We start from the raw sequence: 17,907 nt of genomic DNA, 5'->3' as shown, positions 1-17,907 counted from the left end.
GGCCAAAACGGGATGGGGGCAAGTGTTTGGGTTTTCCGCCCGCATCCCGCTCGTGAGCAAAAGCAACTCTACGGCTCATAGTCCGGAGTTGCGTGTTTCAAGCGTTGGATCGAGATGATTCGGTGTTGGGAGGTTCTCGCAGATGGTCGACATCCGGCATGGCACGGGCGAACAGATTGGCCCCGCGGAAGTGGAGGATGTGGAGCTCTATCATCCCCATAGCTGGTGGACGCGCTACGTCTTCAGCCAGGATGCCAAGATCATCGCCATTCAATATGCCTCGACCGCGATTGCCATCGGCATGGTCGCGCTGGTGCTCTCCTGGCTGATGCGGCTGCAGCTCGGCTTTCCCGGCGCCTTCGCCTTCATCGATGCCGAGCGCTACTACCAGTTCATCACCATGCACGGCATGATCATGGTGATCTATCTCCTGACCGCACTCTTCCTCGGCGGCTTCGGCAACTACCTGATCCCGCTGATGCTCGGCGCGCGCGACATGGTGTTTCCCTATGCCAACATGCTGAGCTACTGGCTTTACCTGCTCGCCGTGCTCGTGCTGGTCGCAAGCTTCTTTGCCCCCGGCGGGCCGACGGGCGCGGGCTGGACGCTCTATCCGCCGCAGGCGGTGATGTCAGGCACACCCGGCGGCAAGGACTGGGGCATCATTCTGATGCTGTCATCACTCATCCTTTTCGTCATCGGCTTCACCATGGGCGGGCTCAATTATGTGGTCACCGTGCTCCAGGGCCGCACGCGCGGCATGACGCTGATGCGCATGCCGCTCACGGTCTGGGGCATCTTCACCGCAACGGTCATGGCGCTTCTCGCCTTCCCCGCCCTCTTCGTCGCCTGCGTCATGATGCTGTTTGACCGGGTGCTCGGCACCAGCTTCTTCATGCCGGCAATCGTCGAAATGGGCGAGCAGCTGCAGCATGGCGGCGGCAGCCCGATCCTGTTCCAGCACCTCTTCTGGTTCTTCGGCCATCCCGAGGTCTACATCGTCGCGTTGCCGGCCTTCGGCATCGTCTCGGATTTGATCAGCACCCATGCCCGCAAGAACATCTTCGGCTACCGCATGATGGTCTGGGCAATCGTCATCATCGGCGCGCTCTCCTTCATCGTCTGGGCGCACCACATGTATGTCAGCGGCATGAACCCCTATTTCGGCTTCTTCTTCGCGACGACAACGCTGATCATCGCCGTGCCGACGGCGATCAAGGTCTATAACTGGGTGCTGACGCTCTGGCGTGGCGACATCCATCTGACGTTGCCGATGCTCTTTGCGCTCGCCTTCATCGTCACCTTCGTCAATGGCGGCCTCACTGGTCTCTTCCTCGGTAACGTCGTCGTCGACGTGCCGCTCTCCGACACCATGTTCGTCGTCGCCCATTTCCACATGGTCATGGGTGTCGCGCCGATCCTCGTGATCTTCGGGGCGATCTACCACTGGTACCCGAAGATCACCGGCCGCATGCTCAACGAGGCGATGGGGCAGATCCATTTCTGGGTCACCTTCGTCGGCGCCTATCTGATCTTCTTCCCGATGCATTATCTCGGCCTGATCGGCATGCCGCGCCGGTATCACGAGATGGGTGAATCCGCCTTCGTGCCCGCTTCCGCCCATACGCTGAACGAGTTCATCACCATCATGGCTCTGGTCGTCGGCGCGGCGCAGATCGTCTTTCTCTTCAACCTCATCTGGAGCATCCGCCACGGGCGCGAGGCGGGCGGCAATCCCTGGCGGGCAACGACGCTCGAATGGCAGACGCCGGAGACCCCGCCGCGCCACGGCAACTGGAAGGACCTGCCGATCGTCTATCGCTGGGCCTACGACTACAGCGTGCCTGGAGCGGCCGAGGACTTCATTCCACAGAACCAGCCGGGTTCTGGAGGCCATGCGCCGGAGGGTGCTTCATGAATGTCACCCTCATCTTCCTGGCAGTGGTGCTGGCAATCGCCGGCTGGTGGCTCAGCCGGCAGCGCCTGTTCTCGAAACCCTGGCTGGAGGTCGGCCATGCCCACGACCCCCGCCCACACGACCGCCCTCCGATCGCGCCGGCAAAGATCGGCCTTGGCGTCTTCCTCGCCGTCGTCGCCGCGCTCTTTTCGCTCTTCATCAGTGCCTATTTCATGCGCATGGCATCCACCGACTGGTGGTCGACGCCAATGCCGAAAATCCTCTGGCTCAACACCGCCATCCTCGCTCTCGGCAGCCTGCTTCTGCATGCGGCGCGTGTCACCGCCGAGCGACATCGCGACGAGGCGAGCCGTACGGCGCTGATCGCGGCCCTTGCAACCGGCCTCGCCTTCCTCGTCGGCCAAGTCTTCGCCTGGCGCGAGCTCACGGACGAAGGATTCCTGCTCGCCGGCAATCCGGCCAACAGCTTCTTCTACATGATTTCAGGCATGCACGGCCTGCACATCCTCGGCGGCCTCGTCGCGCTGACCCGGGTCATCGCCAAGACGCGCGGCACCGCAATGGACGAAAAGGCCGTGCTGTCGATCACCCTTTGCGCCACCTACTGGCATTTCATGCTGGCCGTCTGGCTGGTGTTGTTCGCGCTTTTTTCCGGCTGGGCCAACGATTTCGTCGAGCTCTGCCGATCCCTTCTGACCTAAGGAGCCAGGGCATGTCCGCCGAGACACATTCGCCTGTCCGAGAACCGCTCCCCCGCCCCGCGGGTCTCGCCGGTTTCGCCGCCGACTGGGCGTCCGACCAGCGGACGTTCAAGAACGTCTCCTGGGGCAAGGCGATGATGTGGATCTTCCTGCTCAGCGACACCTTCGTCTTCGGCTGCTTCCTCGTCGCCTACATGTCGGCGCGCATGTCGACCGCCGTGCCCTGGCCCAATCCGAGCGAGGTCTTCGCGCTCCACATCGGCGGCACCGACGTGCCCTTGATCCTGATCGCCATCATGACCTTCGTCTTGATCACCTCGAGCGGCACGATGGCGATGGCCGTCAACTACGGCTACCGCCAGGACCGCAAGAAGACGGCCCTGCTCATGGTGCTGACCGCCCTCTTCGGCGCCACCTTCGTCGGCATGCAGGCCTTCGAATGGACCAAGCTGATCACCGAGGGCGTGCGGCCCTGGGGCAACCCCTGGGGTGCTCCCCAATTCGGCTCGACCTTCTTTATGATCACCGGCTTCCACGGCACGCATGTCACCATCGGCGTCATCTTCCTCTTGATCATCGCCCGGAAGGTTTGGCGCGGGGATTTCGATACCGGCAAACGCGGCTTCTTTACCAGCCGCAGGGGACAATACGAGATCGTCGAAATCACCGGCCTCTACTGGCACTTCGTCGACCTCGTCTGGGTCTTCATCTTCGCATTCTTCTATCTGTGGTGAGGCAAGGCCATGACAGAAACGACGGTTCACACCCACGCGGCACCGCACCCACAAACGCACGCGCCGGCGCAAACGCACCAGCAACACCCGATCGGCCTTTACCTTGTGGTCTGGCTGCTGCTCTTCGTCCTCAGCACCTTCTCCTACCTCGTCGACTATATCGGGCTGCAGGGCTATCTCAGATGGTCATTGATCCTGATCTTCATGATGCTGAAGGCAGGGCTGATCGTGGCGATCTTCATGCACATGGCCTGGGAGCGGCTGGCGCTGATCTATGCGATCCTGTTGCCGCCGCTGCTGGTGCTGGTCTTCGTGGCGCTGATGGCTTCGGAATCGCACTACGTGCTCTTCAGCCGCCTCACCTTCTTCGGCGCAGCACCGTGAAGACAAGTGGCGCCGCACGAAACGGCTGCGCCACGCTTGGCCTTCAGTGCTGCTGAAGCCCGGTGATCATCGCGATGATCTCGTTCTTGTCGGTCTTCGCCGTCTCGCGAATGCCGATCTGTTTGCCACGGCGCAGCACGCAGATGCGATCCGACAGCTTGAAGACCTGATCAAGGCTGTGGCTGATGATCAGCACACCGATATTGCGACGCTTCAGCGATCCGACGATCTCCTCGACCTTGGCCGTTTCGGCAACACCGAGGGCTGCCGTCGGCTCGTCGAGCAGGATCAGCTTGCTCGCCCAATGGGTGGCGCGGGCAATGGCGACACCTTGGCGCTGACCGCCCGAGAGATCACGGATCGTCGCATGCGCCGAGGGGATGCGCACATCCAGTTCCTTCACCAGCGTCTCGGTCTCGGCAATCATCCGCCGACGGTCGAGCAGGCCGAAGCGGTTTACCGGCTCGCGGCCGAGGAACATGTTCATGTAGACCGTCTGCTGGTCGGCAAGCGCCAGGTCCTGGTAGACGACCTCGATGCCATGCGCGCGCGCCATGGTGGCGTTTGACATCGCGACCGTCTGGTTCTCGATGGTGATCGTGCCTGAGGTCGGCGTGTAGACGCCGGAGATGATCTTGATCAGCGTCGACTTGCCGGCGCCATTGTCGCCGACGAGCGCGACGATCTCGCCCGGATGGACGTCGAGCGAAAAGTTCTCGATGGCGGTGACACCGCCAAAGGTCTTGCGGATGTCCTTGAGCTTCAGGACCGGCTCGTTTGCAGCACTCGCGTTCGCGTTCATGACGTCGCCCCTCAAACCGGCCAGGCCGCGGTTTCGCCGAAACCGTTTTCGATCGTTTCCACCTTCGGCGCACCCCGGGAGATGCCGGAAACGCCGACGACGTATGCGCGCGTGACGAAGGCCTGGCCACGGAAGCCGAACACGGCCGTATCGCCTGGTTTGGGCGCCGAAGCACCGCTGGCATCGATCATCGCGTAGTAGTCGATCGCCGATGGCGGCGGGACCTCGACACTTCGAAGCGCCGATGCCGCGGTTGTCGGCTCGGCCGAGACGATCGCCTTGACGTCATAATCCGGGAAGATCGGGTCGATGTAGAAACCACCGCCGAAGCAATAGGCCTTGCCGCCCGAGAGGTGCGAGACTTCGGTGAGGTAGAGCACGGCCGGCAGTTCCGGCAGGTCCTCCATCACGTGCAGCGCCGTCGTGCCATGTAGGCCGTTGCCCGGCTCGCACTGGGTCGCGCCCGCTTCGGCCAGCGCCGGCAGCAGGACGCTGGAGGTCGTGCCCGGCGCATTCACCTCGATCTCCTTGCGGCCAGCTTTGGCAAGCGCCTCGGCAGCCTTTGAGAGCGTCGCCAGATTGTGCGTCGGCAGAACCTTGCGGCGTTCATGATCGAAGAGCAGCGCCGGAAAGGTGGTGATGCCGGCAAAACGGCCACCGTCGAGCGCGTCGAGGCGGTCGGCAACGGCGGCAACGTCTGCGGCATCGAAGCCGCCTTCATGGCCGCGGTAGAAGGTATCGCCTTCCGCCCGGATGCGGGCGAGCAGGTCCTGGCGATAACCGGCAGCTTTGGCGCCGGACGCCGCCTCACCGGCCTTCTCGTCGTTGAACACCGTCCAATAGTCAGGCCGGAACGCTTTTGCTGCAGCAGCTGCCTCATGGCGGGCGACCTGCTGCAGGTGGCCGAGATGGCCGACCTTCAGCCCGGCCCTGTGGGTGGCGCGGGCGCAGGCCATGTCGACAGCGACCGAGCGATCAATACCGCCACGTTGCACGGCGTGGCAGAAGGAACTGGAGCGGCCGACCTGCTTGGTCATGGCAAAGATCTTCAGGCCGAGGCGACGAGCCTCGTCGCTCAAGACCTTGGCATTGGCCTCGACCGCGTCGAGGTCGAGAACATAGGCGTTTGCAGGAATCTTGCCTTCCTGATGCTGCCGTATTGCCGCTTCGATGAAGGCCGGGTTGCGGCGGCGCAGAACGTCGAGAAACATGAAATCCTCCTTCATCGGGACTTTTCGCGCAGCGACACGGCGACCGCAGCGAGGATAATGAGACCGCGAACGATCATCTGGTCGGAAACGGAAAGGCCCATCAGGATCAGGCCATTGTTGAGCATGCCCATCATCAGCGAACCGACGAGCGCGCCGATGATCGTGCCCTTGCCGCCGTTGAGCAGCGTGCCGCCGACGATGACGGCGGCGATCACCGTCATCAGGTCGGTCTCGCCGAGCGTGTACTTTGCCGCTTGCAGGCGGCCGGCATAGAGCAGCCCCGCAAGCCCCGCGAGGCCACCGCTGATCATCAGCACGGCGAGCCGGATGCGCGGCACGCTGATGCCGGAAACGCTTGCCGCCCGGCTGTTGTCGCCGGTCGCCAGCACATGGGCGCCGAAGCGGGTCTCGCGATAGATGATGTGGCCGCAGACGACAGCGACGATCGTCCACCAGATCAACGAGGGCACACCGAGGAACGAGCCTGAGCCGAAGAAGCCGGTGAAGGTGCTGTCGGTCACCGGGATCGAACGCAGGTTCGTCATCGAACGGGAGACGCCGGCAAAAAGTCCGAGAGTGGCGAGCGTCACCAGAAACGACGGCAGCTTGACATAGGCGACGAGCACGCCATTCAGAAGCCCGATCAGCAGGCCGGCGCCAATGCCCACGACGACACCGGCAACGAGGCCGTAGTCATTGACCGTCACCGCTGCCGCCAGCGCCGAAACGGCAACCGTCGAACCGATCGAAAGGTCGATCTCGCCGGCCGACATGACGAAGACGAGGCCGATCGCCATGATCGTCACCGGCGCCGTCTGCAGCATGATGTTCGACAGGTTGCGAACGGTCAGGAAGCCGCTATCCCGAAGCACGATGGCGAAGAACAGAAAGATCGCAAGGAAGCCGAGATAGACGACGTATTGCTGCAGGTTGAGGCGGTTGACGAGGCTTGGCGGCTGGCCGCTCGCGCTGGAATGGGCACTGGACATCATTCTTCCTCCGAAGGCAGGGGGAACGCTCCCCTGCACTACGGCGCCACGCGTTGGTGGACGCGCAATGGTCGCCGTAGCACTATGAAAAAGCCGCACGTTTGTCCCAAGTCGACGACGATTTAGGGACGCATGCAGCAGGCATCATCACTTCATCGCATCCGCGATCGTCGCGGGTACGTCCTTGTTGAGGGACTTCTTCCAGCCGTCGGCGACCGTCGCCTTGGTCACGGCAAGCGAGTCGACCACCAGGAACGGTTCGGCCTTGTTGCCGACCAGCGATCCCGCCGCAGCGCGCGCCGCCGTGACGCCGATATTGTAGGCCTCGTCGGCGACCAGCGCCGCGATGTTGCCGCCCTTGACCATGTCGAGCGCTGCCGGCTCGTTGAGGTCGAGCGTCACGATCTTGGTGTGGGTGTTGCCGGCGCCGCGCAGCGTCGAAAGCACGCTCAAGGCGGGTTCCGCCCAGGTCACATAGATGCCGTCGAGATCCGGGTTCTGGGTGATCATGCCTTGCGCGATTTCTTCGCTGCGGGCGGGATCTGCCATGCCGGCCTCGGCAACGATCTTCATGTCAGGATAGTCCTGCTCGATCGTCGACTTGAAGGCGCCGTCGCGCTGGTTGGTCACGTAGAAATCGGCATCGTGATAGATGTAGCCGAGCTTGCCCTTGCCACCGAGCGCATCGGCCATGGCAACGGCCGCCTTGTTGCCCATCTGGAAAAGGTCGTCGGAGACGATCGTCACATAGTCCTTGCCGTGCTCGTAGCCGGCCGGCGAATTGTCGACGAAGGCGAGCTTCACGCCGGCCGTGCGCGCCGGATCGTAGACGACGGCAGCCGTCGCCGGATCGACCGGCAGCGACAGGATGATCGAGGGCTTCTTGGCAAGCACCGTCTCGACGTCGGCCTTCTGCCGCGCGGCATCGAAGCCCGCATCGGTCTGGGCTACCACCTCGACGCCGAGCCGCTTGAACTCGTCATGGGCGCCGCTGTTGACCGCGTTGGTGTATTCGCTCATCTCGTGCCAGACGAGTGCTGCGGTAAACTTGCCGTCCTTGATCTGCAGTTCCTGGGCCTCTGTCAGCGTCAGGCTGCCGGCGGGCGTCGGCGCCTCACCGTGCGGACCCGTCGTCTTGCCGTCAGCCGCAAAGCCTGTGGTCGCGGCAAACACCGTTGCCAGCAACGCCAAATGTCTCACTGCCTTGTGCATGTCTGCCTCCCTTTTAGGATGATGCCGCCGGAAGCGTCCTCTCTGCCGGCGGCCATCGGATTACTTGGCCGCGTCGAGCACGGATTGCGGCGCATCGCGGTTGAGCGACTGCTTCCAGCCGTCAGCAACGTTTTCCTTGGTGACCGTCAGAGCGGGCGCAACGACGAAGGCCGGCGTCTGCTGGCCGAGCAGCGACTTCAGGCCAGCGGCCGCCATCGCCCGCCCAAGCTCATAGGCCTTGTCTGCAACAAGTGCCGTGACATTGCCGCCCTTGACCATGTCGAGCGCCACCGGCTCGGCGAGGTCGAGCGTGACGATCTTGGTCTTGGTGTTGCCGCTTGAGCGCAGAGCCGAAAGCACGCCGTCAGCAGGCTCGGCCCAGGTGACGTAGATGCCGTCGAGGTCAGGGTTTTGCAGCAGCATGGCGCTCGCCAGCTCCTCGGCGCGTGCCGGGTCGGAAATACCCTGCTCGGCCACGATCTTGATATCCGGATAGTCCTTCTCGATCGTCGACTTGAAGGCCTGGTCGCGCTGGTTCGTCACATAGTAGCTGGCGTCGTGGAAGATGTAGCCGACCTTGCCCTTGTTACCGATCGCCTTTGCCAGCGCGTCCGCCGCCTGCTTGCCCATCTGGTAGAGATCGTCCGTCACGATCGATGCGTAGTCCGCGCCCTGCTTGTAGCCACTCGGCAGGTTGGAGAGGAACACGAGCTTGCTGCCGTCGGTAACGGCCTGGCGGAAGGCCTCGGCCGAGGTTACCGGATCGAGCGGCAGCGCCAGGATGACGTTTGGCTTGGCGGCAAGCGCCGTTTCGATGTCGCTGCGCTGGCGGGCGGCATCAAAGCCGGCATCCGTCGTCACGGCGATTTCGACGCCCGCACGGGCAAACTCGTCCTTGGCACCCGCCGAGACGGCGTTGGTGAAGTCAGACGAGGTGTGCCAGAGCAGCGCCGCCTTGTAACCCTTGCCCTTCAGCGCGCCGATATCGGCATCGGTCAGGGCCACATCAACGCTCGGCGTGGCGCTTTCGCCAGACGGACCGACTGTCTGGGCACTGGCGGCATTTGCGGCAAGCACGAAACCGCTGACGAGTGCCGCGGCCATCAATTTCTTCAAAAGCATTGTCGTTCTCCCTCTTGTTTGGCAGTTCAGTCCACGACCCCGCAGTAGCGGGCCATGAAGGCGGCAAAACCGACGACGCCGGCAAGGTATTCCTCAACCTCGACCCGTTCCTCGTAGGTGTGGCAATTCCTGATATCGCCGGGGGCGCAATAGACCGCCGGCACGCCCAGCCGGTTGACGAAGAACGGCGATTCCGACCAGAAGGGCGCGCCCTCGATAACGCCCCGGCCCGCCATGGCCTCGGCCATCGAGGCCGATAACGCACCGACTTCCGCCGCCGTCTCGTCGATTTCGGCGGCCGTGCCGCCAAGCGCGTGGTCGCGGCCGGCCGGATAGGAAAACTCCACCGTGATCTCCGGGTCGGTGATCGCCGAACGCACCGCCGTCTCGATCTCTGCCGCCGCCGTATCCAACGATTCCCCCGGCAGAATCTTGCGGATCAGCGACAGGGTGCAGCGCTCGGGCACGGCGATATAACCGCCACCGCTCAAGCCCGTGATCAGCAGGAAACTGCGACCGATCAGCTTGTGTTCGGCCCGCGCGGCAATCTCCTCGGAATGCTTCCAGAGCGCCGACATCGCCGCGTGGCTGGCGCGCAGCGCATCCTTGCCGAGCTCCGGCACGCCGAAATAGGCCGACTTGCCCGTGATGGTGATGTCCGTGATGAAAAAGCCGATCTGCGCCGGATAGACCGAAAGCCGCGTCGGCTCGACATAGACGACGAAATCCGGCCGTGCGATTTCGTCCGCCTCGATGCGTCCGACCAGATCCTTGATGCCGGCCGAGACGCCGGTTCCCGGCTGGCCGCTTTCCTCGTCGCCGACGAAAGCAAAGGCCACGTCGCCGGCAAGCTCAACGCCGGCCTTGTCGAGCAACGACAGCGCCGCAAGCGATGCGCAGATGCCGGCTTTAAGGTCACCGGAGCCACGGCCCCAGACCGCACCGTCGATGATCGGCGCTGCGAAAGGATCCTCGCGCTCGGTGCCCGCCCAGTGCTCGCGCCAGCCATCGACATGCACCGTATCCGTATGGCCGATGAAGAGCAGCCGCGGCCCCTTGCCCGCACCCTTGCGCTCCGCCCAGACGTTCGGCCGGCCCGGCAGGAAGTCCGCTGTCGTCACTCCTTCCAGGTTAAGGTGCCGCATTGCCTCGTCGAGAAACGAGACGAAATTCGCCTCATTGCCGGTGATGCTCTCACGCCCGATCGCGCCCCGAAAAAGGTCGATCGCTGCCTCGCGGTCGAGCGCCGAGCGCAAGTGTTCGACCAAACCATCCCTGGCAGCCATCAGATCGCCTCCCGAAGTGCAGTGACATTTGCCCGAGGCAGCGAGATGCGCCTGTCAGGCGCATCGACCCCGAACAGGGTGTTGTGCAGTTGCCCAAGCCCGATCGCCGCCGCCCCGATGATCGCGGCACGCGCGCCGAGTTCGCCCGTTTCGACATTGACCGGATAGGGAAAGCACTGCGGCAGAAAGGCCTTCACCCGCGAGAGCATCTCCGGCCGGAGCCCGTTCGATCCGCCGAGAATGACTTTCTGCGGATTGGCGATCGCGGCAATGGCAGCAACGCCGGCGGCGAGGAACCGCGCTGTTTCGTCCAGAACCGTCAGCGCTGCCGCGTCGCCCGCTTCCGCATTGGCGAAGATCGCAGGCACTGCAACGGTCTTTCCCGAAAGTGCTGCATACCGTTCCACCATGCCATGCGAGGCGACGGCCCGCTCGAAGGCGCCGGTGCGCAGCGATTCCGCTTCGAACGGATCGGCGCCGAGCGGCAGGAAACCCATTTCGCCTGCCGCATTACTGACACCGCGCACCAGATGGCCGCCGACCATCAGGCCGCTGCCGACACCGGTGCCGAGCGCCACATAGGCAAGATTGTCGATCCCCTGACCCTGACCCAGCCAGTTTTCGCCAAGGACCGCGAGATTGACGTCGTTTTCGAGCATGGCGCCGAAGCCGAGCACCTCCTCGAAGGCGCCGACAACATCCATCGTGTCAAAGCCGGCGATATTCGGCGCAAGCAGCACCCGGCCGGTCTCGCTGCAGGGGGCGCCTGGAACACCGACCACCGCGAGACGGATCTTCTCACGGGCGATCTTCTGCCGATCTGCCGCCTCAAAGGCCATGGCGGCGATCTGCTCGACGACGAAGCGACCGCCGCGCGGATCGGTCGGCGCGGTGTCCTCGGCAAAGATCTGGCAGGCGAGATCGGTGATCGCCACGCGCACCTTGGTGCCACCGAGATCGACGGCGATGATGAAGGCCGCGTCGCAAACCAGTTCATAGGTGACCGCGGTGCGCCCGACATGGCCGCTGGTGCGCCCCGTTTCCTGAACCCACCCCTCCTCCTCGAGGCCGCGAACGATCTCGGAAATGGTCTGCTTGGAAAGGCCGGTCAGCTTTGAAATCGACGCACGCGAAATCGGCCCGCCCTGAACGATCGCCTCCATCACGGAGCGCTGAGAGAACTTCCGGGAGATGCGCAAGCTGTCGTTCACGGGGACCTCTTTTAATTCGTTCTGTTACCGAACTTATTGACATCGCCGATCCCTGTCAATCTTGCCCGATGGGATTATCTTTCGTCGCAAACGCCGCGATTACAGGGGAACAGGCAGATGGCGATGGCGCATTCGGATGCGTCGGGATTTCCACTGTGGTAGAGAAAACTCCATCCGCGCCGACCGGCGCTTTCTCTCACGAAATCAGTGGCATGACCGTCCCGACAGCCTTCGTCCCGCGATCCACAGATTGCCCGGCTCTGGTCGTGCAGTTTGATGAGAATGTCGTATACAGGCTGTAGTCGGAGCGTATCACGCCCTAATATCCGGCATCCAATCCAACTAGGGTCGCAAGCAATGGCAGAGTTTCCGCAAAAGGCGAAGGTCGTAATCATCGGGCTGGGTGGCATCGTCGGTGCTTCGATCGCGCATCACCTGATCGAGCGCGGCTGGGACGATATCGTCGGCATCGACAAGTCGGGCGTGCCGACCGACATCGGCTCGACCGCGCACGCCTCGGACTTCTGCTACACCACCAGTCACGATTATCTGTCGGTCTGGACGACGCAGTATTCGATCGATTTCTTCGAGAGGATGGGCCACTACGCCCGCATCGGCGGCCTCGAAGTGGCGCGCACCGGCGACGACGTCTGGATGGAGGAGATCAAGCGCAAGCTGTCTTCGGCCAAGGCCTTCGGCACCCGCGCCCACTATGTTTCGCCAGCCGAAATCAAGAAGATGTTCCCGCTGATCGAGGAAGATCAGGTCATGGGCGGCATGTTCGACCCGGATGCCGGCCTCGTCATCCCGCGTTCGCAGACGGTTGCCGGCAAGCTTGTCGACGCGGCCGAAAAGTCCGGCAAGCTGCAGGTCTTCGGCAACACGCCGGCCAAGTCGCTGATCGTCGAGAACGGTCGCATCAAGGGCGTCGTCACCCATCGCGGCACGATCATGGCCGACCATGTCATCGTCTGCGCCGGCATCTGGGGCCGGCTGATCGCTGAAATGGTCGGCGAAGACCTGCCGGTGATGCCGGTCGATCATCCGCTGACCTTCTTCGGTCCGTACAACGAGTTCGAAGGCACCGGCAAGGAAATCGGCTTCCCGCTTCTGCGCGACCAGGGCAACTCCGCCTATATGCGCGACACCGGCGACCCGAAGACCACCGAGGGTGGCCAAATCGAGTGGGGCTACTACGAGACCACCAATCCGCGCCTCTGCCATCCGCGGCACATTCTCGAAAAGCACGAGGCGCGCCTGTCGCCTTCGCAGCGCGACCTCGAGATGGAGCAGATCATCGAGCCGCTCGAGCGCGCCATGGAACTGACGCCGATCCTCGGCGAGCTCGGCTATAACGAGAGTCACTCCTTCAACGGCCTGCTTCAGGTCTCGGCTGCCGGCGGCCCCTCCTGCGGCGAGAGCCAGAAGGTGCGCGGTCTCTGGTACTGCGTCGCCATCTGGGTGAAGGACGGCCCCGGCTACGGCAAGCTGATCGCCGACTGGATGACGGATGGCCGCACCGAGATCGACCACGCCTCGATCGATTACTCCCGCTTCTATCCGCACCAGCTCGAAGAGAAGTTCATCGAGGGCCGCTGCTTCGAGGCGGCGCAGAAGATCTATTACCCGGCCGTACACACGCGCGAACCGTATGCAACGGGCCGCAATGTCAAGCGCTCGCCCTTCTACGAGCGCGAAAAGGAGCTTGGCGGCTACTTCATGGAACTCGGTGGCTGGGAGCGTGCCCACGGCTACGCCGCCAACGAGCATCTGCTCGAAAAATACGGCGACCGCGTTCCGGTACGCGAGAACGAATGGGACAGCCGCCATTTCTGGCGCGTCTCCAACGCCGAACATCTGGCGATGAGCGAGGATTGCGGCATCGTCAACCTCTCGCATTTCCACATGGTCGACATCGAAGGCCCTGATCATGTCGAGCTGCTCGAATGGCTGTGCGCCGCAAAGATCGGCGGCGACGCCAATATCGGCAAGGGCATCTACACCCACTTCCTCGATGACGAGGGCATGGTTCGCGCCGACTTCACCGTCTTCCGCATGGCGGACCGCTGCCGCCTGGTAAACGGCGCCGACGCCGGCCCGCGCGACTTCCAGTACATGCGCCGCGTGGCTGAAGACCGTGGTCTCGACGTTACCATCACCGACGTGTCGGAGAAGTTCATCACCATCGGCATCTGGGGCCCGAACGCCCGCCAGACGCTGAAGAAGGTGGTTGCCGACCCAGCCGGCCTCGACATCGAGAACTTCGCCTTCGCCGCGATCAAGCCGATCGAGATCGCCGGCAAGAAGGTCACCGCCTTCCGCATCTCCTATGTCGGTGAACAGGGCTGGGAACTGCACATGAAGTACGAGGATGGCCTTGCCGTCTGGGACGCCTTGCGCTCGACCGGCGTCATGGCCTTCGGCGTCGAGACCTATGCGAACTCGCGCCGCATGGAAAAGAGCCTGCGCCTGCAGAACGCCGATCTTCTGACGCAGTACAACCTGATCGAGGCTGATCTTGCCCGCCCGAAGGTCAAGGATGTCGACTTCCGCGGCAAGGCAAAGCACCTGGAATACAAAGCACGCGAGCACCAGCCCGCCATGCTCTGCACGCTGGTGCTGACGGAAAACACGGACAAGAACGGCGTCAAGCGCTACCCGGTCGGCACCCTGCCGGTCATCGATCCGGAAACCGGCAATGTGCTGGTCGACGAACTCGGCCGCCGCTCCTACACCACCTCAATCGCCTACGGCCCGACGATCGGCAAGAACATCGCGCTTGCCTACCTGCCCTGGTCCCATTGCCAGGTCGGCCGCAAGCTCAATGTCGAGTACTTTGCCGAGACCTATCCGGTTGAAGTCGTCGGCGTCGGCTACAAGCCGCTCTACGACCCGGAAAACCTGAAGCCGCGCAGCTGATCGGCGTCGTCCCAAAGACCAGAACAAAAAGGCCCGCTCAAATCCGAGCGGGCCTTTCCATATGTGCGGGGCACCCAAGTGACCGTCAGGGCAGCACGTGCCCGGCCGCGGTGAAGAGCCGATACCAGTCCTCGCGCGAGAGCGTGATATCAGCGCCGGGCGCAATGTCTGCCAGCCGCTCGGGGCTGGTCGTTCCCAGCACCACCTGGATGTTGGCCGGATGCCGGGCAATCCAGGCATAGGCAATCGCCGACGGCGAAGCGCCGTATTTGCCGGCGAGCTCGTCCAGCACCCGGTTGAGCTCGGGGAAATTCGTTTCGTCGCCGACAAAGACGCCGCCGAAGAAGCCCTGCTGGAACGGCGACCAGGCCTGCAGTGTCATGCGGTTGATCCGCGAATAGACGACCACTTCACCGTCACGGTCGATCGACTGCTCCAGGCCCGCCATGTTGGCCGCGATGCCGAAGGCAACCGAGGGGGCATGCGCGATGCTGAGCTGGATCTGGTTGGCGACGAGCGGCTGGCGCACCGCCGTCTTCAGGAGATCGACCTGCCGCGGCGTGTGGTTGGAGACGCCGAAATGCCGGACCTTTCCGGCCGCCTGCAGCCGGTCGAAGGCGTCAGCCACTTCCTCCGGCTCCACCAGGGCATCCGGGCGATGCAGCAGCAGAAGGTCGAGATAGTCAGTCTTCAGTGCCGCAAGCGAACGGTCGACGGACTGGAGGATATGGTCGCGGGAGAAATCGAAATAGCCACGCCGGATCCCGCATTTGCTCTGGATCACGATCTGCTCACGCTCGGCCGGCCTCAGCCGCAGGGCATCGCTGAAACGGCGCTCACAGGCGTGCAGTTCGCCGCCATAGATATCGGCATGGTCAAAGACATTGATGCCGACGTCGCGCGCCTTGCCATAGAGCCGGGCAATGGCATTGTCGCTGAGATCGGCAATCCGCATCAGGCCCAGATGGCAGAGGAAACGGACTGCTCGGTTGTTCCCAGGTTGAAGTTCTTCATCGGACTTTCGCTCGCACCATCTGCATCGTGTTGAAGGAGGTCTTTTCGCACGCGAGCCGAAGGCGGGCCGCGGTCGCGAATCTCGGATCTTCAATCTCTATCAGCCCACGGGCGCTTGGCAAACGCCGGGGCGATCGAAGGCAGACGTTGCGAAACTGCGGCTGCCGGCAAGGTGGCATGGGTTTGCCGGCAGCCGCGCAATCGCGGACGCAGGAGCGGGCAAAAACCCGCTCCTCATTTTCGGTGGCCGGTCAGGCGGCGCGGCGGTAGCGCTCGGCCGGCTGGGATTGGGAAAAATTGGGCAGCATCGCCTGACGCGCGGTGTCGAGTGTGCTCCACTGGCCGGCATCGGGAAGCGGCGGAATCGTCACCAGTTCACCGCGGTCAAAGCCGACCAGAGCTGCATCGACGAGATCGTCCACCTCCATCACGCCCTTCAGCGTGTTGACGTCGACGCCCGTGTGTTCCCAGATCTCCGTGCGGGTGGCAGCAGGCAGAACAGCCTGCACATGGACGCCCTTGGAAGCCAATTCGACATTCAGCCCTTGGGAAAGGAACAGCACGAACGCCTTGGTGGCACCATAGACCGTAGCGCCCATTTCGGGTGCAAGACCGACGACGGAGGCGACGTTGATGATTGCCCCTTCCCCGCGTTCGGCAAAGCGCTGGGCGGCGGCATGGGCCAGCCTGGTAACGGCGGTGACGTTAAGGCCGATCAGTCTGGAAATGTCCTCGCCCTTCTGCTGCAGAAAGCCGCGTGGCAGCGACATGCCGGCATTGTTGACGAGCACGCCGATGCGCTGATCCTCGCGCAGCCGCTGCTCGATGCGGGCAAGGTCCTGCCCATCCGTCAGGTCTGCCTGCACGACGTCCACATTGACACCTGTTTCAATTCTGAGGCGCTCGGCGAGCGCAGCCATGCGTGTGGTGTTGCGTGCGACAAGAACGATGTCGTGGCCGCGACGCGCGAAGCGATCGGCATAGACGGCTCCGATGCCCGTGGAGGCGCCGGTCACGAGAACTGCAGGTTTCTGGTTCATCGGTCATGCTCCTTTATTCATGATCATCATCATGTATTTGGAAATATGATGGCCATCATGTATGATGTCAACCGGAATTTTAGGAGACGATGATGCGTGTGAGCCGTCAGCAGGTCGAGGACAATAAACGAACCATATTGGAGGCGGCAGGCCGGTTGTTCCGTGAGCGCGGCTTTGAGGCCGTCACGGTCACGGATGTCATGAAGTCGGCCGGTCTGACCCACGGTGGCTTTTACGGCTACTTCAAGTCGAAGGAGGAACTGATCACGCAGACGCTGGCGGCCCTGCAGCGACAAAGCGACCTGCGATCGGCCGATCTGGCGACTGTCGTTGAGCGCTATCTTTCTCCTGAACACAGGGACGATTTCGGCGACGGCTGCCCGGTGGCGGCTCTCGCCTCCGAGGCAATCCGCCAGCCCGGCGGCGCACGCCACGAAATGACCGCTGGCCTCAGGCGTCAGTTTGAACGTCTCAGCCGGCTTGCGCCCGGCGAAGACGAGAGCGAGAGGCGCCGCGCCGCGATCGGCAACTGGGCAACAATGGTCGGCGCCCTGATCCTGGCACGAATGACTGACGATCCGGATCTGTCGGGCGAGGTGCTAGAGGAAACCCGCGCGTGGCTGGTCGCCAGGGGACCGGCAGCGGATGCCACGACCAAAGAGCCATGAAGGCCTCGGTCTGCCCAAGCGTGTTGGTGACCGACGTTATGTCGACGGTATGCCAAGGCCCCTGCAGCCCCCTTCCCCGTTTCGGTGATGTTTGCGGGTCTGCCGCTGCTGGTGCGGCGGCGGTCGCGGTTGGTGGGTAGAGGTGTTGGGGTCGAGACGTTGGCCCCATAGACGTCAAAAGCCCGCCGGATTTCTCCAAGCGGGCTTTTTTGATTTGGTTGCGGGGGCAGGATTTGAACCTGCGGCCTTCAGGTTATGAGCCTGACGAGCTACCGGGCTGCTCCACCCCGCGTCACCCGGGTTTTGCCGAAGGCAAAATCCCGTTTAACCGGTCCGAGTTTTGCGAAGCAAAATCTCGTTTAGCATTTCGACGTTACCAGAACAAAAGGGCCGCTTGGTGGCGGCCTTTGCTTGTCGGCCAGGCCGAGATTTGTGTCGAGAAGATATCCGGTGTTTTCTCTTGCGTTTTGCAGACCTGGCAGCGACCTACTCTCCCGCGTCTTAAGACGAAGTACCATCGGCGCTGGGGCGTTTCACGGCCGTGTTCGGAATGGGAACGGGTGCAGCCACCCCGCCAGAACCACCAGGTCGGCAAAGCGCAAGATTTGCGTCTAGCGGACGCAAACCGGATTGAGAAGCTGGTGAGGTCGGGTTGAACCGAGCTCGTTTTGTTTTGAACACGTCGCTCATTTTGTG

At 63.0% G+C, this 17,907-nt stretch carries 15 protein-coding genes, 1 tRNA gene and 1 rRNA gene; 6 read left to right on the top strand and 11 right to left on the bottom strand.

The window, feature by feature from the left end:
* Positions 1-142 precede the first annotated feature (142 nt).
* Genes ctaD through MKZ91_RS21175 form a run of 4 tightly spaced genes read left to right on the top strand, consistent with a single transcriptional unit; the run spans position 143 to position 3,737 of the window.
* Positions 143-1,918, top strand: coding sequence for a cytochrome c oxidase subunit I (gene ctaD / locus MKZ91_RS21190; RefSeq protein WP_336173009.1), 1,776 nt, complete (start codon positions 143-145; stop codon positions 1,916-1,918).
* Positions 1,915-2,619 carry a cytochrome c oxidase subunit 3 gene (locus MKZ91_RS21185; protein WP_336173008.1) on the top strand — a complete coding sequence of 235 codons (705 nt, stop codon included), beginning with the start codon at positions 1,915-1,917 and terminating at the stop codon, positions 2,617-2,619. The genes ctaD and MKZ91_RS21185 overlap by 4 nt, the downstream gene beginning before the upstream one ends.
* 11 nt (positions 2,620-2,630) lie before the next feature.
* Positions 2,631-3,353, top strand: a complete 723-nt coding sequence (locus MKZ91_RS21180; RefSeq protein ID WP_336173007.1) for a heme-copper oxidase subunit III family protein — start codon at positions 2,631-2,633, stop codon at positions 3,351-3,353.
* 9 nt (positions 3,354-3,362) lie between these two features.
* Entirely contained in the window at positions 3,363-3,737 is a 375-nt protein-coding gene (locus MKZ91_RS21175) for a cytochrome C oxidase subunit IV family protein (protein WP_336173006.1), read from the top strand.
* A 43-nt stretch (positions 3,738-3,780) separates the two neighbouring features.
* Here MKZ91_RS21175 and MKZ91_RS21170 read toward each other — a convergent pair whose 3' ends face one another.
* From MKZ91_RS21170 to MKZ91_RS21140, 7 genes are all read right to left on the bottom strand, one after another.
* Complete coding sequence (locus MKZ91_RS21170) at positions 3,781-4,539, bottom strand: ATP-binding cassette domain-containing protein (RefSeq protein WP_336173005.1); 759 nt, start codon at positions 4,537-4,539, stop codon at positions 3,781-3,783.
* A gap of 11 nt (positions 4,540-4,550) precedes the next feature.
* Positions 4,551-5,750 (bottom strand): alanine racemase, encoded by a 1,200-nt coding sequence (locus MKZ91_RS21165; RefSeq protein ID WP_336173004.1) that lies wholly within the window; start codon positions 5,748-5,750, stop codon positions 4,551-4,553.
* A gap of 11 nt (positions 5,751-5,761) precedes the next feature.
* Complete coding sequence (locus MKZ91_RS21160; RefSeq protein ID WP_336173003.1) at positions 5,762-6,739, bottom strand: ABC transporter permease; 978 nt, start codon at positions 6,737-6,739, stop codon at positions 5,762-5,764.
* A 147-nt stretch (positions 6,740-6,886) separates the two neighbouring features.
* Positions 6,887-7,951, bottom strand: a complete 1,065-nt coding sequence (locus MKZ91_RS21155; protein WP_336173002.1) for a substrate-binding domain-containing protein — start codon at positions 7,949-7,951, stop codon at positions 6,887-6,889.
* Between the two features lie 60 nt (positions 7,952-8,011).
* The gene (locus tag MKZ91_RS21150) at positions 8,012-9,073 is read right to left on the bottom strand and encodes a substrate-binding domain-containing protein (protein WP_336173001.1); all 1,062 of its coding nucleotides are present in this window, start codon (positions 9,071-9,073) and stop codon (positions 8,012-8,014) included.
* 26 nt (positions 9,074-9,099) lie between these two features.
* Entirely contained in the window at positions 9,100-10,359 is a 1,260-nt protein-coding gene (locus MKZ91_RS21145; RefSeq protein WP_336173000.1) for a M20 family metallopeptidase, read from the bottom strand.
* Positions 10,359-11,570, bottom strand: coding sequence for an ROK family transcriptional regulator (locus tag MKZ91_RS21140; RefSeq protein ID WP_336172999.1), 1,212 nt, complete (start codon positions 11,568-11,570; stop codon positions 10,359-10,361). Before MKZ91_RS21140 ends, MKZ91_RS21145 begins: the two co-directional genes overlap by 1 nt.
* Positions 11,571-11,927: 357 nt before the next feature.
* Here MKZ91_RS21140 and MKZ91_RS21135 point away from each other — a divergent pair, with 357 nt between their 5' ends.
* The gene (locus tag MKZ91_RS21135) at positions 11,928-14,489 is read left to right on the top strand and encodes a GcvT family protein (protein WP_336172998.1); all 2,562 of its coding nucleotides are present in this window, start codon (positions 11,928-11,930) and stop codon (positions 14,487-14,489) included.
* A gap of 85 nt (positions 14,490-14,574) precedes the next feature.
* Here MKZ91_RS21135 and MKZ91_RS21130 read toward each other — a convergent pair whose 3' ends face one another.
* Positions 14,575-15,444 carry an aldo/keto reductase gene (locus MKZ91_RS21130; RefSeq protein ID WP_336172997.1) on the bottom strand — a complete coding sequence of 290 codons (870 nt, stop codon included), beginning with the start codon at positions 15,442-15,444 and terminating at the stop codon, positions 14,575-14,577.
* A gap of 310 nt (positions 15,445-15,754) precedes the next feature.
* The gene (locus MKZ91_RS21125) at positions 15,755-16,543 is read right to left on the bottom strand and encodes an SDR family NAD(P)-dependent oxidoreductase (protein WP_336172996.1); all 789 of its coding nucleotides are present in this window, start codon (positions 16,541-16,543) and stop codon (positions 15,755-15,757) included.
* Positions 16,544-16,635: 92 nt separating this feature from the next.
* Here MKZ91_RS21125 and MKZ91_RS21120 point away from each other — a divergent pair, with 92 nt between their 5' ends.
* Positions 16,636-17,211 carry a TetR/AcrR family transcriptional regulator gene (locus MKZ91_RS21120; protein ID WP_336172995.1) on the top strand — a complete coding sequence of 192 codons (576 nt, stop codon included), beginning with the start codon at positions 16,636-16,638 and terminating at the stop codon, positions 17,209-17,211.
* Positions 17,212-17,426: 215 nt separating this feature from the next.
* On the opposite strand, the gene MKZ91_RS21115 is transcribed toward MKZ91_RS21120, so the two are convergent.
* Together MKZ91_RS21115 and rrf are read right to left on the bottom strand one after the other, a co-directional pair.
* Positions 17,427-17,503 (bottom strand) — tRNA-Met (locus tag MKZ91_RS21115).
* 181 nt (positions 17,504-17,684) lie between these two features.
* Positions 17,685-17,799 (bottom strand): 5S ribosomal RNA (gene rrf, locus MKZ91_RS21110).
* Positions 17,800-17,907: the final 108 nt, after the last annotated feature.

It is taken from the genome of Ensifer sp. MJa1 (genome assembly GCF_037026475.1).
GTDB lineage: Bacteria > Pseudomonadota > Alphaproteobacteria > Rhizobiales > Rhizobiaceae > Ensifer.
This window is presented reverse-complemented; position numbering and strand designations above follow the sequence as displayed.

Excerpts from the sequence above, each read along its gene's own strand:
- ctaD (WP_336173009.1), top strand. The coding sequence starts at position 143 with ATGGTCGACATCCGGCATGGCACGGGCGAACAGATTGGCCCCGCGGAA.
- MKZ91_RS21185 (WP_336173008.1), top strand. The coding sequence starts at position 1,915 with ATGAATGTCACCCTCATCTTCCTGGCAGTGGTGCTGGCAATCGCCGGC.
- MKZ91_RS21180 (WP_336173007.1), top strand. The coding sequence starts at position 2,631 with ATGTCCGCCGAGACACATTCGCCTGTCCGAGAACCGCTCCCCCGCCCC.
- MKZ91_RS21175 (WP_336173006.1), top strand. The coding sequence starts at position 3,363 with ATGACAGAAACGACGGTTCACACCCACGCGGCACCGCACCCACAAACG.
- MKZ91_RS21170 (WP_336173005.1), bottom strand. The coding sequence starts at position 4,539 with ATGAACGCGAACGCGAGTGCTGCAAACGAGCCGGTCCTGAAGCTCAAG.
- MKZ91_RS21165 (WP_336173004.1), bottom strand. The coding sequence starts at position 5,750 with ATGTTTCTCGACGTTCTGCGCCGCCGCAACCCGGCCTTCATCGAAGCG.
- MKZ91_RS21160 (WP_336173003.1), bottom strand. The coding sequence starts at position 6,739 with ATGTCCAGTGCCCATTCCAGCGCGAGCGGCCAGCCGCCAAGCCTCGTC.
- MKZ91_RS21155 (WP_336173002.1), bottom strand. The coding sequence starts at position 7,951 with ATGCACAAGGCAGTGAGACATTTGGCGTTGCTGGCAACGGTGTTTGCC.
- MKZ91_RS21150 (WP_336173001.1), bottom strand. The coding sequence starts at position 9,073 with ATGCTTTTGAAGAAATTGATGGCCGCGGCACTCGTCAGCGGTTTCGTG.
- MKZ91_RS21145 (WP_336173000.1), bottom strand. The coding sequence starts at position 10,359 with ATGGCTGCCAGGGATGGTTTGGTCGAACACTTGCGCTCGGCGCTCGAC.
- MKZ91_RS21135 (WP_336172998.1), top strand. The coding sequence starts at position 11,928 with ATGGCAGAGTTTCCGCAAAAGGCGAAGGTCGTAATCATCGGGCTGGGT.
- MKZ91_RS21130 (WP_336172997.1), bottom strand. The coding sequence starts at position 15,444 with ATGCGGATTGCCGATCTCAGCGACAATGCCATTGCCCGGCTCTATGGC.
- MKZ91_RS21125 (WP_336172996.1), bottom strand. The coding sequence starts at position 16,543 with ATGAACCAGAAACCTGCAGTTCTCGTGACCGGCGCCTCCACGGGCATC.
- MKZ91_RS21120 (WP_336172995.1), top strand. The coding sequence starts at position 16,636 with ATGCGTGTGAGCCGTCAGCAGGTCGAGGACAATAAACGAACCATATTG.